The organism is Halpernia sp. GG3, assembly GCF_052976925.2.
In genome coordinates, this window is the sequence record NZ_JBRIIR020000003.1 from 81,045 (window position 1) to 94,881 (window position 13,837).

Here is a 13,837-nt window from a genome sequence, read left to right on the forward strand (position 1 = left end):
GCAGTCTATTTCGAACGAAAATACGAAAAAAAGAGTTTTACTCCTATTTAATTTATTAGGAATTTTTGCTTCATTACTATAGTTTATACCTATTAATTTTTACCAAAAAAAACTTCAGAGTTGATACCTCTGGTTTTCCCATGATGTCTGATTTCGGGTGAGGAATAAATCATGGATTTTGCTCTCAAAGAAACTATTCTTTTTAAATAATGCAATGACTTGGCATCTTCAAATTTAATATTTTCAATTAAATTTTGATGTAGAACGTCGTTTTCATCAAAAATTTGTTTAATCTTTTCTTGAGATTCAACTTCTTTCGTTTTAACACTTACAACTAAGCTTTCATCTTCTAATTTTGTGCTGTCTTTAAAAAATGATTGCCAAAGTTTTGTTTTTACTTCTTTCGAAATAGAATTTTCATGCCTGTAAATAATAAAATTTGTATTACTAAAACCTGCATTCTTTAAGTCTTCGGAAATTTTCTGAGACTGATTTTGACTTTTAAATAAGCCTGTAATAATCGATGCCATAGTATTTTTTTATTAATTTCACTCAAAAGTTACGATTTATTTATAATGTGTACAACGATTTAGTTTTAAAGATTTTATTCTGTCAAGTAATTGTTTTTTGAAAGACGAGTATTTACAGTTAAAAAAAATATATTAATTCTCTATATTTGGAAAGAATTTTGGTTATGAAAAAAATTATGTTTCTTTTTTTAGGTTTATTTCAGATTTTGTCGGCTCAAACGATCAGTCAAAAACTAGAAAAAGCGACAAAAAATTTACTGGAAACTTCAAGCGCCTTTTCTGCTAATTTATCTTTTTACGTCTCAGATAAAGAAGGTAAATTGGTTTATGAATATAATGGAAATAAAGGTTTATCAACAGCTTCAACTCAAAAAATATTTACAGCAGTCGCCGCGTTAGAAACTTTAGGCAAGGATTATAAATATAAAACGAACGCTTCTTTCAGCGGGACCATTTCATCTGATGAACTTTCCGGAAATTTATTTATAGTTTCCAACGGCGATCCAACTTTAGGAAGTTGGCGTTATGAAGGTTACAATGCTGAAGATTTTAAACAAAAATTACTACTGGCATTAAAGAAAAAAAATATAAAAAAAATTGATGGTGATTTAATAATTGATGATTCTTATTTTGATTTCCAAACGATTCCGGGAGGTTGGCCGTGGAATGATCTCGGAAATTATTATGGTGCCGGAGTTTGGAGTGTGAATTGGAAAGAAAACCAGTTTGATATTGACTTTAGCGGCAATAAAATCAAGAAATTTTCTTATGATTTAAGAGATCTTAAATTTGTAAATGAATTAAAAATAGGCGGAAGTTCTGACCAAAGTTTAGTTTTTACCGCGCCACTTTCGAATGTCGCTTACATCAATGGAATGCTTCCTGCAGGAAAGTCAACTACTGTTTCAGGTTCCATGCCAAATCCACCTTTACAGCTAGGTGTAGAAATAATGGAATTGTTGAAAACTAATGGGATTGATTTTAACGGAAAAATCATAACAAATTCCGAAAGATTAGTTGCTGGTGAAAAGATTTTAGTGGCGCCAAAAGAAAATATCTTTTTGACTTATGAATCACCAGCTTTAGATAAAATTGTTTTTTGGTTATTGAAAAAAAGTATTAATCTTTACGCCGAGACTTTTATTAAAACAATGGCAAAAGAAAAAGGAAAAGAAGGAAGTTTTAATGAAGGTGTAAAATATTTAAAAGATTTTTGGGTTAAGAAAGGAATCAATCCTTCGATGATAAATTTTGCTGATGGAAGCGGACTTTCTCCACAAAACTATGTTTCATCAAAGGCCGAAGTTTTGGCACTGCTTTACGCAAAAAAACAAAGTTATTTCTCGCAATTTTATGATGGATTTCCCAATCAAAGTAATGGAATGAAAATGAAAAGCGGAACGATAAAAGACAGTAAATCTTTTGCAGGATATTCAAAAAGTGGCGATTATATATTTTCTATTATCATCAATAATTACAGTGGAAATAACGTTAGTAATGAACTTTATAAAGTTTTAAATGTTCTAAAGTAATTTATGAAAAGAAGGAGTTTTTTTTCCAGATTTAATAATTGGTTTGTTTTTTTTGCATTTACTGCAATGATTACCGCTATAATTTTATCGACAACCGTTTTAATTAATTATTTAAGAAAGGAAGAAATTAAACGCATCAATCTATTTGCGACGGCTATTAAATACCAGCAGGAAATAAAATCGCCGTCACCAGAAATTTTGGATCTGGTTTTACAAATCGGACAATCAAACAATTCAATGCCATTTATCGTCACAGATAAAAATAATGTTCTCACCTTTCAGTCTAATATTCCAGAAAAAACTGCAAAAAGTCCGGATAAAATGCAGCGTTTAATGCAAAGGATGAGAAATAAATATCCACCCATTGAAATTGAATTTCCAGATCATAATAATCAGTTTGTTTATTACGATAATTCCGCGTTACTAAACAATTTGCGCTATTATCCTTTCGCGTTAGGACTATTTATTTTCGCTTATTTACTTTTTTCCTTTTGGTTTCTTCGCACTATTAAAAAAACCGATGAGGGATTTCTTTGGGCAGGTTTGGCTAAAGAAACTGCGCACCAGATCGGAACTCCGTTATCTTCTATGATTGGTTGGATTGAAGTTTTAAGAGAAGAAAATCCCAATTCTGAAGGTGTAAGAGAATTTGAAAAAGATATTTATCGTCTAAAAACCATCAGCGAAAGATTTTCAAAAATTGGATCAGTACCAACTTTAAATGATTTAAATATCAATGAAACTGTGCAGCAAAATTTTGATTATTTAAAGAACAGAATTTCTGCGAAGGTCAATTTTTCTTTAAAACTTTCAAGCCAGGAAATACTAATTCCGCACAGTAAAATTCTGATGAGTTGGGTAGTAGAAAATTTAGTGAAAAATGCCGTTGATGCCATGCGCGGTGCAGGAAATTTAGAAATTATTTTAGCGGAAAAAAATGATTTAGTTACCATTGATATTAAAGATTCAGGAAGTGGAATGACGCCTTCACAGATCAGAAACGCATTTAACCCTGGATTTTCTACTAAAAAACGCGGTTGGGGTCTTGGTTTGTCTTTGGCTAAAAGAGTTGTGAAAGACTACCACAAGGGCGATATTAAAATTGTATATTCCGAGGTCGGTCAGGGGACTGTTTTTAGAATTTCAATGAAAAATACTTAAATTTTATTTAAAATTTCTTCAAAATTCCTTTTGTCATCCTCAGTAATTTGTCTTAAAACTTTACAAGGATTTCCTACGGCAATCACATTTTCAGGAATATTTTTTGTGACCACACTTCCGGAACCAATTATTGAATTTTCTCCGATTGTGACACCCGGATTCACGTTTACATTGGCACCAAGCCAAACATGATCTTGAATAATAATTTCTTTAGAAATTTCATAGCCATTTGCGCGAAAATCTTTATCGATGGGATGGTTGACGGTAATTAACGAGACATTTGGCCCAATCATAACTTGGTCACCAATTTTAACTTTTGCGGCGTCTAATACGGTAAAATTATAGTTAGCATAAAAGTTTTTACCTATTTCAATATTATAACCGTAATCGCATCTAAAAGGCGGTTCTAAGTAAAAAGTGCCTTTGGTCTTTCCAAATAATGGTTTAATTAATTCGTGCCGTTCTTTAATTTTAGAAGGCGGTAAATTATTAAATTCAAAAATTAATTCTTTGGCTTTTTGCCTATCTAAAAATAATTCTTTACCGAATGCTTTATAAGGTTCGCCTGAAAGCATTTTTTCTTTTTCAGATTTCATTAATTTTCCTTCTGATAAAAAATGTAATAGTTGGGATCAAAAGTAACTTCGGCTGTAGAATTTAAAGTTGAATTTTGCCAGTTACTGCTTGGTATAATCGTTTGAGAACCGTTGTTAATACGCATAGGAAGTTGAAAATTATCAACTGTATCTTCCCATTTGTATTTTAAAGAACTTCCGTCTTGTTTGTAAACTAATTTCGGGATTTTAATCGTTTCTAAATACTGATGAAAAACGCTACTAAAATCAATACCTGATTTTTGGGTGATATAATCCTCAACTTGTTTGCCAGTCACTGTTTGATGATAAAAATTCTTATTTAAACCGCGTAAAATTTGCCGAAATTTTTCATCATTATTGATGACTTGCCGAATCGTGTGCAACATATTTGCACCTTTATAATACATATCACCGCTACCTTCATTTCTAACGCCAAATTTCCCTACAATTGGCTCATCATTTCTAATATTTTTACGTAATCCAACAATGTATTTTTGCGCAGCTTCTTTTCCCATATAATTTTCGGTGAAAAGTGTTTCAGAATAGCAGGTAAATCCTTCGTGAACCCACATGTCTGCTTGGTCTTTTGCCGTAATATTATTCGCAAACCATTCATGTCCGCTTTCGTGCACGATTATGAAATCCCAGTTTAATCCAACGCCTGTACCGCTTAAATCTCGTCCCAAATAACCGTTTTCATAATGATTTCCGTAGGCCACCGAACTTTGGTGTTCCATTCCCAAGTAGGGACTTTCAACTAATTTATAAGAATCTTCATAAAAAGGATAAGGTCCAAACCAATATTCAAAGGCTTTAAGCATTGGCTTTACCTGCTGAAATTGTTTTTTTGCTTTATCTAAATTATAATCTAAAACCCAATAATCTAAATCTAATTTGCCCTTTTCACCATTATAAGTGTCTTTAAAATTGACGTATTTCCCCACATTTGGAATGATTGAATAATCATTAATTGGGTTTCTTACTTCCCAAGTATAAATTTTGGAATCGCCTTCAGATTTTGTCGAAACTAATCTTCCATTTCCGACACCAACTAAATTTTTTGGGGTTTTTATTTTTAAAATTAATCCTTCGTCTGGCTCATCGCTCCAAATATCCTTGCTTGGTAACCAAACCGAAACGCCGATTCCTTCGTCCGCAACAGAGATCCAAGGGTTTTTATTTTTGTCTTCAGTGAAAACCCAACCGCCGTCCCAAGGTGGTTTCACAGCAATAATTGGATTTCCGTAAAATTTAAAAGTAATGGTAAATTTTTGATTTTTTTTAAATTTTTGATCTGTTTTTAAAAAAATAAAATCGCCATCTCTTTTTTCGCTTTTAAATTTAATATCAGAAGCCAAAATTTGGTATTTCATAGGCTCTTTAAGATCAATTTGAAAAGTGGGGTTTTCAACATCTTTTGTAATTTCAAAAGAAATTTTATTAGTCCCAATGATAGATTTATCTGCAAAATGAGGTTCTACAAAAACATCATATTTCTTAATGTCCCAAAAATTTCGAAACTCCGTATTTGAACCTTTTAACGTGTCAGATTTTGTAAAAGTTTGCGCCCAAGATAAAGATGAAACCGCTAAAAATAATAAGATTACTTTTTTATTCATTTAGACAAGATTATTTTGAAATCACGATGTCTGTAGTTTTACTTCTTTTATTCATTCTTTTAAGTGTGATTTTACACATCACAATACTAAATTCATAAAGTAATAAAAGTGGAAGCGCCGCAGCCATCATACTTAAAACATCTGCAGGCGTTATAATAGCCGCAACACCCATAATTAAAACAATCGCGTGGCGACGGTATTTTTTCATGAATTCCGGTGTTAAAATTTTTAAATGTGTAAGAAAATATACCAATACAGGAAAAAGAAATATAATTCCCATTCCTAAAACTACTTGAAGAAAAAGTGAAGTATAATCGCTCAAGTCATAAAGTGGAACGATAATATCCGAAATTTTAAAAATCACCCCGAAATTAATTGCGAATGGTAAAATCATAAAATAACCGCATAAAATTCCTGTTATAAATAGGATCCAGATGAAATTAATCAAAAAAACGGAGTTTTTTCTTTCTTTCGGGTGAAGTGCAGGACCTATAAAACGCCAGACTTCCCAGATTAAGTAAGGGAAAGCAAGAACCATCCCTCCAAATAGTGAAACAGCCATCATTACATTAAACTGCTGATATAATTTTTGAACACGCACTGGAAATTGGTTTGGCAAATGAATACTGTCGCTTCCTATAAGCAATCTGGAGAAATGATTAACAACTCTAAATGTGGGAAAATTATTTCTCGTGGGACCGAAGAAAATATGGTCCATTATAAAGTTGATATTAAAACCAATAAATATTGCACAAATAATTATGGCAATAGCTGAGCGAATTAAATGTCCTCTTAATTCTCCAATGTGTCCTAAAAAAGACATTTCTTTTTGTTCCATTCTTTTTTTGATAACTATTTTTATCTCTGCGAAATTAATGATTAATCTAGAAAAAAATTAGATTATTAAAAGAAACTTCGGATTGTTATTTTGTAAAGTACGAAAAAAGAAACTGACTAAGATTTAAATTAAATTAAATTTTAAATAATACCTTCATCCAGAAGCTTATGAATATCAATGATGCCGCAATATTTATCAGAATCCGTGACTATTAACTGACCGATGTTGTTCTCTTTCAAAATTGCCATCGCTTCTTTTGCAAGCGAATCTTTTGAAATACTTTTGGGATTTAAGGACATTATTTTTCCCGCACTGATATTTTCTAAAGAATCGTTGTTCAAAAGCATTCTCCGTAAATCACCATCTGTAATAACGCCTAATATTTTTTCATTTTCCACCACGACTGTGATACCATGCTTTGAACTGGAAATTGAGATTATTATTTCTCTAATTTTAGCATTTTCTGTAACGGTAGGTTTGTTTTGAGATAGAAAATGCTCCACAGTTGCGGTTAAATTTTTTCCTAAACTTCCACCGGGATGGAATTTTGCAAAATCCTGCTCTTTAAAGTTTTTCATTTCCATTAAACACACTGCTAAAGCGTCTCCAAGTGCCATTTGAACGGTTGTGGAACTCGTTGGTGCCAATTTTATAGGACAAGCTTCTTTTTCTACAAATGTATTTAAAACGACATCAGAATACTCGGCTAATTTTGATTCTAAATTTCCGGTCATGCCAATTAACGCAGAACTGTATTGTTTTAAATAAGGCAAAACATTTACTATTTCCGAGGAATTACCCGAATTTGAAATGCATAAAACGATATCGCTTTTTTGAATTACACCTAAATCACCATGAAATGCTTCGGAAGCGTGTAGGAATTGAGAAGGTGTCCCAGTGGAATTTAGCGTTGCTACAATTTTATTTGCCACGTGCGCAGACTTACCAATTCCCACAATAATTAATTTTCCCGTCGCTTTATTGATTAATTCCAATGCCTTAATAAAGCTATTGTCAAGGCGATTTTTAAGGCGACTTAATTCTTCTATTTCAATCTCAATTGATTTTTTTGCTAATTCTAAAAGGTCGGAATTTTTCAATTTGCTAGTTGATTTTAATTAAAAGTTAAGTTTTAAAAAATTGATTTTCATATTTTTTTTATAACTTTGGTTGCACGTGCAAATTTAGCAAACAAAATTAGATGGAAACAAAAAACACCGATTTATCAAAAGAACTTAAAAAATATTTTGGTTTCTCTAAATTTAAAGGTCAGCAGGAAAAAATTATAAAAACGCTACTAAATGGAAATGATGTTTTTGTTTTAATGCCGACTGGCGGCGGAAAATCTCTTTGTTATCAGCTTCCCGCTTTGATTTCTGAAGGAACTGCGATTGTAGTTTCACCATTAATTGCATTAATGAAAAACCAGGTTGATGCTGTAAACGGACTTTCTGATAAAGAAGGTGTAGCGCATGTTTTAAATTCTTCATTAAATAAAGCACAGACCAAACAAGTGATGGACGATATACGAGCAGGCAAAACAAAACTGCTTTATGTTGCGCCAGAAAGTCTTATAAAAGAAGAATACCAAGAATTTCTAAAAACTGTAAAAATTTCTTTTGTTGCCATTGATGAAGCCCATTGTATCTCAGAATGGGGTCATGACTTTCGTCCTGAATACAGAAATATAAAAGCGATTGTAGATAGAATTGCGGATTTACCTGTCATTGCTCTAACAGCAACCGCGACGCCGAAAGTTCAGGATGATATTCAAAAAACTTTGGGAATGAGCGGTGCGACTGTTTTTAAAGAAAGTTTTAACCGACCGAATCTTTATTATGAAGTTCGACCTAAAGTTAATATTGATCGCGAAATTGTAAAATTTGTTTCTAAATACAAAGGAAAATCAGGAATAGTTTATTGTTTAAGCCGCAGGAAAGTGGAAGAATTTTCACAACTTTTACAAGTTAATGGAATTAATGCTTTGCCTTATCACGCAGGTTTAGATCAAAAAACACGCGTTGCTAATCAGGACAAATTTTTGATGGAAGAAGCGGATATTATTGTTGCAACGATCGCTTTTGGAATGGGAATTGACAAGCCAGACGTTCGTTTTGTGATTCACTATGATATTCCAAAATCGCTAGAAAGTTATTATCAAGAAACTGGAAGAGCCGGAAGAGATGGGGGGGAAGGTTATTGTCTGGCTTTTTATGATCCAAAAGATATTGAAAAATTAGAAAAATTTTTGGCACAAAAACCAGTTTCCGAGCGTGAAATTGGTCTTCAACTTTTAAATGAAGTTTCTGGTTACACTGAAACTTCCATGAACCGACGTCAATACTTGCTTAATTATTTTGGAGAACAGTTTGATCCTGAATTAGGTGAAGGCGCAAAAATGTGCGATAATTCTACCAATCCTGTCAGTTTAAAAGAAGCAACAAAAGATTTGTTAAAAATTCTTCAACTTATAAAAGAGTTAGAAGAAAAATTCCGCACTAAAGATTTAATCGCTGTTTTGACGGGAAAAGAAAGTCCAGTTACAAAATCTTATAAATTAGAAACTAACAAACATTTTGGCTCTGGTAAAAAGGAATCTGAAAATTATTGGAAAACTATTATTAGACAAGCAACTGTTCAAAATTATCTTCAAAAAGATATTGAAACTTATGGCGTTTTAAAATTGACTGAAAAAGGAACTCAAACTTTGAGCGGAAAAAATACAGAAAAGTTTATGATTTCTGAAGACCGTGAATATGATCTTGCGCAAACAAAAGCAGATTCGGATCAGGTTGAAGTTCAGAGCAGTGGTGGGTTAGATGAAACTTTGTATTTGCAACTTAAAGATTTACGTAAAAAAGTAGCGCATAAAAATGGTATTCCACCTTACACGGTTTTCATGGATCCCAGTTTGGAAGATATGACCGTGCAATATCCCGTAAGTATTGAGGAAATCGGAAAAATCTACGGTGTTGGTGAAGGAAAAGCAAAGAAATTTGGAAAAGATTTTGCAGATTTTATTAAAAAATATGTCGAAGAAAACGAGATCGAGCGTACGCAAGACATGGTTCTGAAACAAGTTGCAAATAAATCTAGCCACAAAGTTTTTATTATTCAAAGTTGCGATAAAAAAATTGATCTGGAAGATATTGCAAAAGCCAAAAATCTTTCTATTGACGAACTTTTAAAGGAAATGGAACGTATTGTTTATCAAGGAACTAAACTAAATATTGCGTATTATGTAGATGAAAATTTTGATGAAGATCTTGTAGAGGAATTTATGGATTTTATGAAATCCTCTGAAAGCGATTCTATGAAAGTTTTACTTGGTGAATTTGGTGATGATCTGAGTGATGAAGAAGTGAGAATGCTTCGAATCAAATTTATATCTGATGTGGCAAACTAATCTTTAATACTGTGGAAAATCCTATTTTAGACGCAAAAAATGAAATCATGAAATGGGTTGGAAACTTGGATGATTTAGATATTATTCAGCAACTTTTGGAGTTAAAAAATGAAAATAATTCACCTTCTCAAGTTTTTGAAAGTTCTGCGGAGTATGCTGTAAAAGATGATTTTGATGAAAAATTTGCGAAGGGAATGGGTTCCGAAAACTCCCGAAAAGAGTCAAAGAAAAGAGTTAGAGAATGGTGGGGGAAATAATTTATACAGATAATTTTATTTCTCAATTAGATGAACTTGCTAAAGTTCTGTACTTCCAAAAATATTTCAGTTTTATAGAAGATATAGATTTTTACATCGACAAAATTTACCATTTCGTCAATTCCAATACAAATAAACCTTTGTCAAAAATAACACGAGAGAAATTCCAAAAATAGGGTAACTATTTTTTAAAATATAAATCCAATAATAAAACTTTCTGGTACATTTTCTTCGATAAAAAAGAAAACAATTTTTTGGTTAATTTCATTTTAAATAACCATTCAAACGAATTTCCAGAATTAATGTAACTATGAAGAAAATGTCTATTATTTTCATTCTTCCAGATCTGGAAACTGGCGGCGCAGAAAGAATTGTTACCACAATTGCCAATCATTTGCCACGTGAGAAATTTGAACCGAAAATTATGCTTTTGCGCAAGGAAGGCGCTTATTTGGATTTTTTAAAAGAAGATATAGAAATTATTGACTTAAAAATTCAAAGAATTAGAAACTCTTTAATTCCTATTTTAAAGGAAATTAAAAGGAGAAAACCAGATCTAGTTTTCAGCGGTTTTGGTGAAGTGAATGCTTATTTGGCGCTTTTTATTAAACTTTTTCCGAAGACAAAATTTATTGCAAGAGAAACTAATGTTGTTTCGCGACATGTGACAAAAAAGGAAATCAAGTTTTTCTATAAATTTTATAATAATTACCAGAAAATTATTTGCCAAAGTGACGATATGAAAGATGATCTGATCGAGAATTTCAACATCAAAAATGAGAAATTGATAAAAATAAATAACCCGGTTGATTTTGAATTTATAAATGAGAAGTTAGAAAATGCTGTAAAACCCGACACTTTTTCGAACGATTTTAAAAATGTAGTTGCTATTGGAAATCTTTCTGCCAGAAAAGGTTTTGACAATTTACTTAAAGTTTTTTCGCACCTTAAATATGAAAAAATTCAACTTCATATTTTAGGTGATGGAAGAGATGCTGCACTTTTGAATCAAATGAAATCAGATTTAAATTTAGAAAATGTCATCTTTCATGGACAGCAAAAAAATCCTTATCAATTTCTAAAATTTGCAGATCTGTTTGTGCTTTCTTCCCGTTACGAAGGTTTTCCGAATGTTTTGCTAGAAGCCGGCGCGTGCGGAACTTATTCTTTGGTGAATAATTGCAAAGGCGGAATTACGGAAATTATTCAGCCAAAAATTAATGGTGAGATTTGTGATATTGAAAATCACAAGCTATTTGCGGAAAAAATAATTGAAGTTTTAAAAGAAATGCACGATGAAGAATTGATTAAAAATTCTATAAAATCGAGATTTTCGAAGAATTATATTTTGAAAAAATATGAAGATGTTTTTTTGGAGATATGAAATCTACAGTTTTACATTTTTACGGCTGAAAGGGCATTTAAATAGGAACAATAGGAAACATTAACATTATGATTGAAGTCAGTTCGAGTTAAAAATTGTAAATTATTGAATGGATAACAAACTATCTTTTTAATATAAAATTGATAAAAAATGAAAAAAGTACTTTTAGGTTTAATCTTATTAATTTCAATGAATTCTTGTGGACAAAAGCAGTCTAATCAAAAAAAAAATATGACTAGCTCATATCCTTTTACCAACCATCTCATCAACGAAACTAGTCCTTATTTGCTGCAACATGCGCATAACCCGGTAAATTGGTACCCGTGGGGTGAAGAAGCTTTAACTAAAGCAAAAAAAGAAAATAAACTACTTTTAATTAGTATCGGTTATGCCGCCTGTCATTGGTGTCATGTGATGGAACATGAGAGTTTTGAAGATGAACAAGTGGCAAAATATATGAATGATAATTTTGTAGCCATAAAAATTGACAGAGAAGAGCATCCAGATATTGACCAAGTTTATATGAATGCTGTTCAGTTATTGACGGGAAGCGGCGGTTGGCCTTTAAATGTAATCGCTTTGCCAGACGGAAGACCAATTTATGGCGGAACTTATTTTCCAAAAGATAAATGGATTGATATGCTTACACAGGTTTCTAATTTTGTAAAAAATAATCCTGAAAAAGCAGAATTACAAGCAAAAACCTTAACCGAAGGTATTAAAGGCAGCGAAATAGTAGTTGCACAGAATGGAAAAGTAGAGTATAATATCAATAATCTCAATACAATATTTTCTAATTGGAAAAGTACTATTGATTTTACAAAAGGAGGAAATAAGCGTGCCCCTAAGTTTCCGCTACCAGTTGGTTATCAATTTTTATTATTTCAAAATTATTTAACAAAAGATAAAGACGCACTGAAAGCAGTAGATGTTACTTTAAACAAAATGGCAGATGGCGGTATTTATGACCAAATTGGTGGCGGGTTTGCAAGATATTCTACCGATGAAGATTGGAAAGTGCCTCATTTTGAAAAAATGATTTACGATAATTCACAATTGGTAAGTTTATATTCTTCAGCTTTTCAAGCGACAAAAAACCCCAAATATAAAACGATAGTCGATGAAACTTTAGGCTTTGTAGCTAGGGAATTAACAAATGACAATGGCGCTTTTTATTCTTCGTTAGATGCAGACAGTGAGGGCGAAGAAGGGAAATTTTATGTTTGGACGAAAAGCGAATTAGACCCTTTATTAGGCAAAGATGCAGCAATAATTGAGGATTATTATTCTGTTACCAAAAATGGAAATTGGGAAAACGGAAACAATATTTTATTCATTACAGAAAACCTTAAAAAAGTCGCTGATAAATATAAAATATCAGAAAAAGACTTAATTGAAAAAATAGAACTTTCAAAAAAAATCCTTTTAAAAGAAAGAAGCAAACGTATCCGTCCAAAAACTGATGATAAAATAATAACCGCTTGGAATGGGCTTATGCTAAAAGGATATGTAGATGCTTATCGGGTTTTTAATGAACCTAAATATTTAAATGCAGCCCTAAAAAACGCAAATTTTATTTTAAAAAACACTCAAAAATCGGATTATCGTTTAGACAGAAATTATAAAAACGGAAAATCTTCTATAAACGGATTTTTAGATGATTATGCTTTTACGATCGATGCTTTTATTGATTTATATCAAGCAACGTTCGATGAGAAATGGCTCTTAGAAGCGCAAAATTTACAAGAATATGCAATTGTCCATTTTTATGATGATAAAAGTAAAATGTTTTTTTATACGTCTGATATCGACCCAAAACTTATTGCCCGAAAAATGGAAATTTCTGATAACGTGATTCCTTCTTCCAATTCCCAAATGGCAAAAAACTTATTTGTTTTAGGACAGTATTTTTATAATGACAATTATATTTCAATGTCAAAACAAATGCTGAATAATGTAAAACAAGACGCATTAAAAGGCGGAGCATATTATGCAAACTGGGATATTCTGATGGCGTGGTTTATTAGCGAACCTTATGAAGTTGCCATCGTCGGAAATGATGCTATAAAAAAACGAATAGAATTTGATTCCCATTATCTGCCTAATGTTTTTTTGTCTGGCGGAAAAACAGAAGGGAATTTAGAATTACTAAAAGATAAAAATAGACCTGGACAAACCACTATTTACGCTTGCCAAAATAAAGTTTGTAAAACGCCTGAGACTGAAGTAAAAAAAGTTTTAATAGAAATAAAAAAATAAAGCGTTGTTTTTTTGAATTTCATTTTAGTATTCTATTTCTTGTGGGTTTGTAGGAATTGTGGGAGTAGTAAATGTGGGTAAAGCCATGTTTTTAAATAATAAAAGACGCAATTTTTTGCGTCTTTTATTATGAAATTATTTCCAATACCGGTTAGTAAAAATCCGTATTTATTTTTAAAATTTAGCGGTCTGTTTGTGCTTTTTTTGCGTTACGAAGGTTTACCGAATGTTTTGTGACAAGCCGGCGCTTGCGGC

At 31.8% G+C, this 13,837-nt stretch carries 11 protein-coding genes; 6 read left to right on the forward strand and 5 right to left on the reverse strand.

Annotated features, from left to right (window positions below; all coding sequences use genetic code 11):
- Window positions 1–92 precede the first annotated feature (92 nt).
- The gene (locus ACVBED_RS00765) at window positions 93–530 is read right to left on the reverse strand and encodes a hypothetical protein (RefSeq protein WP_447120685.1); all 438 of its coding nucleotides are present in this window, start codon (window positions 528–530) and stop codon (window positions 93–95) included.
- Window positions 531–694: 164 nt separating this feature from the next.
- On the opposite strand from ACVBED_RS00765, the gene dacB reads away from it, so the two are divergent.
- Window positions 695–2,062 (forward strand): D-alanyl-D-alanine carboxypeptidase/D-alanyl-D-alanine endopeptidase, encoded by a 1,368-nt coding sequence (gene dacB, locus ACVBED_RS00770; RefSeq protein WP_473094343.1) that lies wholly within the window; start codon window positions 695–697, stop codon window positions 2,060–2,062.
- Window positions 2,063–2,065: 3 nt separating this feature from the next.
- Window positions 2,066–3,223 (forward strand): sensor histidine kinase, encoded by a 1,158-nt coding sequence (locus ACVBED_RS00775; protein ID WP_473094344.1) that lies wholly within the window; start codon window positions 2,066–2,068, stop codon window positions 3,221–3,223.
- Here ACVBED_RS00775 and ACVBED_RS00780 read toward each other — a convergent pair.
- The 4 genes from ACVBED_RS00780 to ACVBED_RS00795 all read right to left on the reverse strand — a co-directional run bounded on the left by ACVBED_RS00780 (window position 3,220) and on the right by ACVBED_RS00795 (window position 7,376).
- A complete protein-coding gene (locus ACVBED_RS00780) occupies window positions 3,220–3,819 on the reverse strand; it encodes a sugar O-acetyltransferase (RefSeq protein ID WP_447120688.1) in 600 nt (199 codons plus the stop codon). The genes ACVBED_RS00775 and ACVBED_RS00780 overlap by 4 nt on opposite strands.
- Window positions 3,819–5,438 (reverse strand): M1 family metallopeptidase, encoded by a 1,620-nt coding sequence (locus ACVBED_RS00785; protein ID WP_447120689.1) that lies wholly within the window; start codon window positions 5,436–5,438, stop codon window positions 3,819–3,821. The genes ACVBED_RS00780 and ACVBED_RS00785 overlap by 1 nt, the downstream gene beginning before the upstream one ends.
- Before the next feature lie 10 nt (window positions 5,439–5,448).
- The gene (tatC, locus tag ACVBED_RS00790) at window positions 5,449–6,276 is read right to left on the reverse strand and encodes a twin-arginine translocase subunit TatC (RefSeq protein ID WP_447120690.1); all 828 of its coding nucleotides are present in this window, start codon (window positions 6,274–6,276) and stop codon (window positions 5,449–5,451) included.
- 140 nt (window positions 6,277–6,416) lie between these two features.
- Window positions 6,417–7,376, reverse strand: a complete 960-nt coding sequence (locus tag ACVBED_RS00795; RefSeq protein ID WP_447120691.1) for a KpsF/GutQ family sugar-phosphate isomerase — start codon at window positions 7,374–7,376, stop codon at window positions 6,417–6,419.
- A 101-nt stretch (window positions 7,377–7,477) separates the two neighbouring features.
- Between ACVBED_RS00795 and recQ the strand changes: the two genes are divergently transcribed.
- The 4 genes from recQ (at window position 7,478) to ACVBED_RS00815 (ending at window position 13,582) form a co-directional block, all read left to right on the forward strand.
- Window positions 7,478–9,682, forward strand: a complete 2,205-nt coding sequence (gene recQ / locus ACVBED_RS00800) for a DNA helicase RecQ (protein WP_447120692.1) — start codon at window positions 7,478–7,480, stop codon at window positions 9,680–9,682.
- An 11-nt stretch (window positions 9,683–9,693) separates the two neighbouring features.
- Window positions 9,694–9,939, forward strand: a complete 246-nt coding sequence (locus ACVBED_RS00805) for a hypothetical protein (RefSeq protein ID WP_447120693.1) — start codon at window positions 9,694–9,696, stop codon at window positions 9,937–9,939.
- A 310-nt stretch (window positions 9,940–10,249) separates the two neighbouring features.
- Window positions 10,250–11,323, forward strand: coding sequence for a glycosyltransferase (locus ACVBED_RS00810; protein ID WP_447120695.1), 1,074 nt, complete (start codon window positions 10,250–10,252; stop codon window positions 11,321–11,323).
- A 150-nt stretch (window positions 11,324–11,473) separates the two neighbouring features.
- Window positions 11,474–13,582, forward strand: coding sequence for a thioredoxin domain-containing protein (locus ACVBED_RS00815; RefSeq protein WP_447120696.1), 2,109 nt, complete (start codon window positions 11,474–11,476; stop codon window positions 13,580–13,582).
- The last annotated feature ends 255 nt before the right edge of the window (window positions 13,583–13,837 follow it).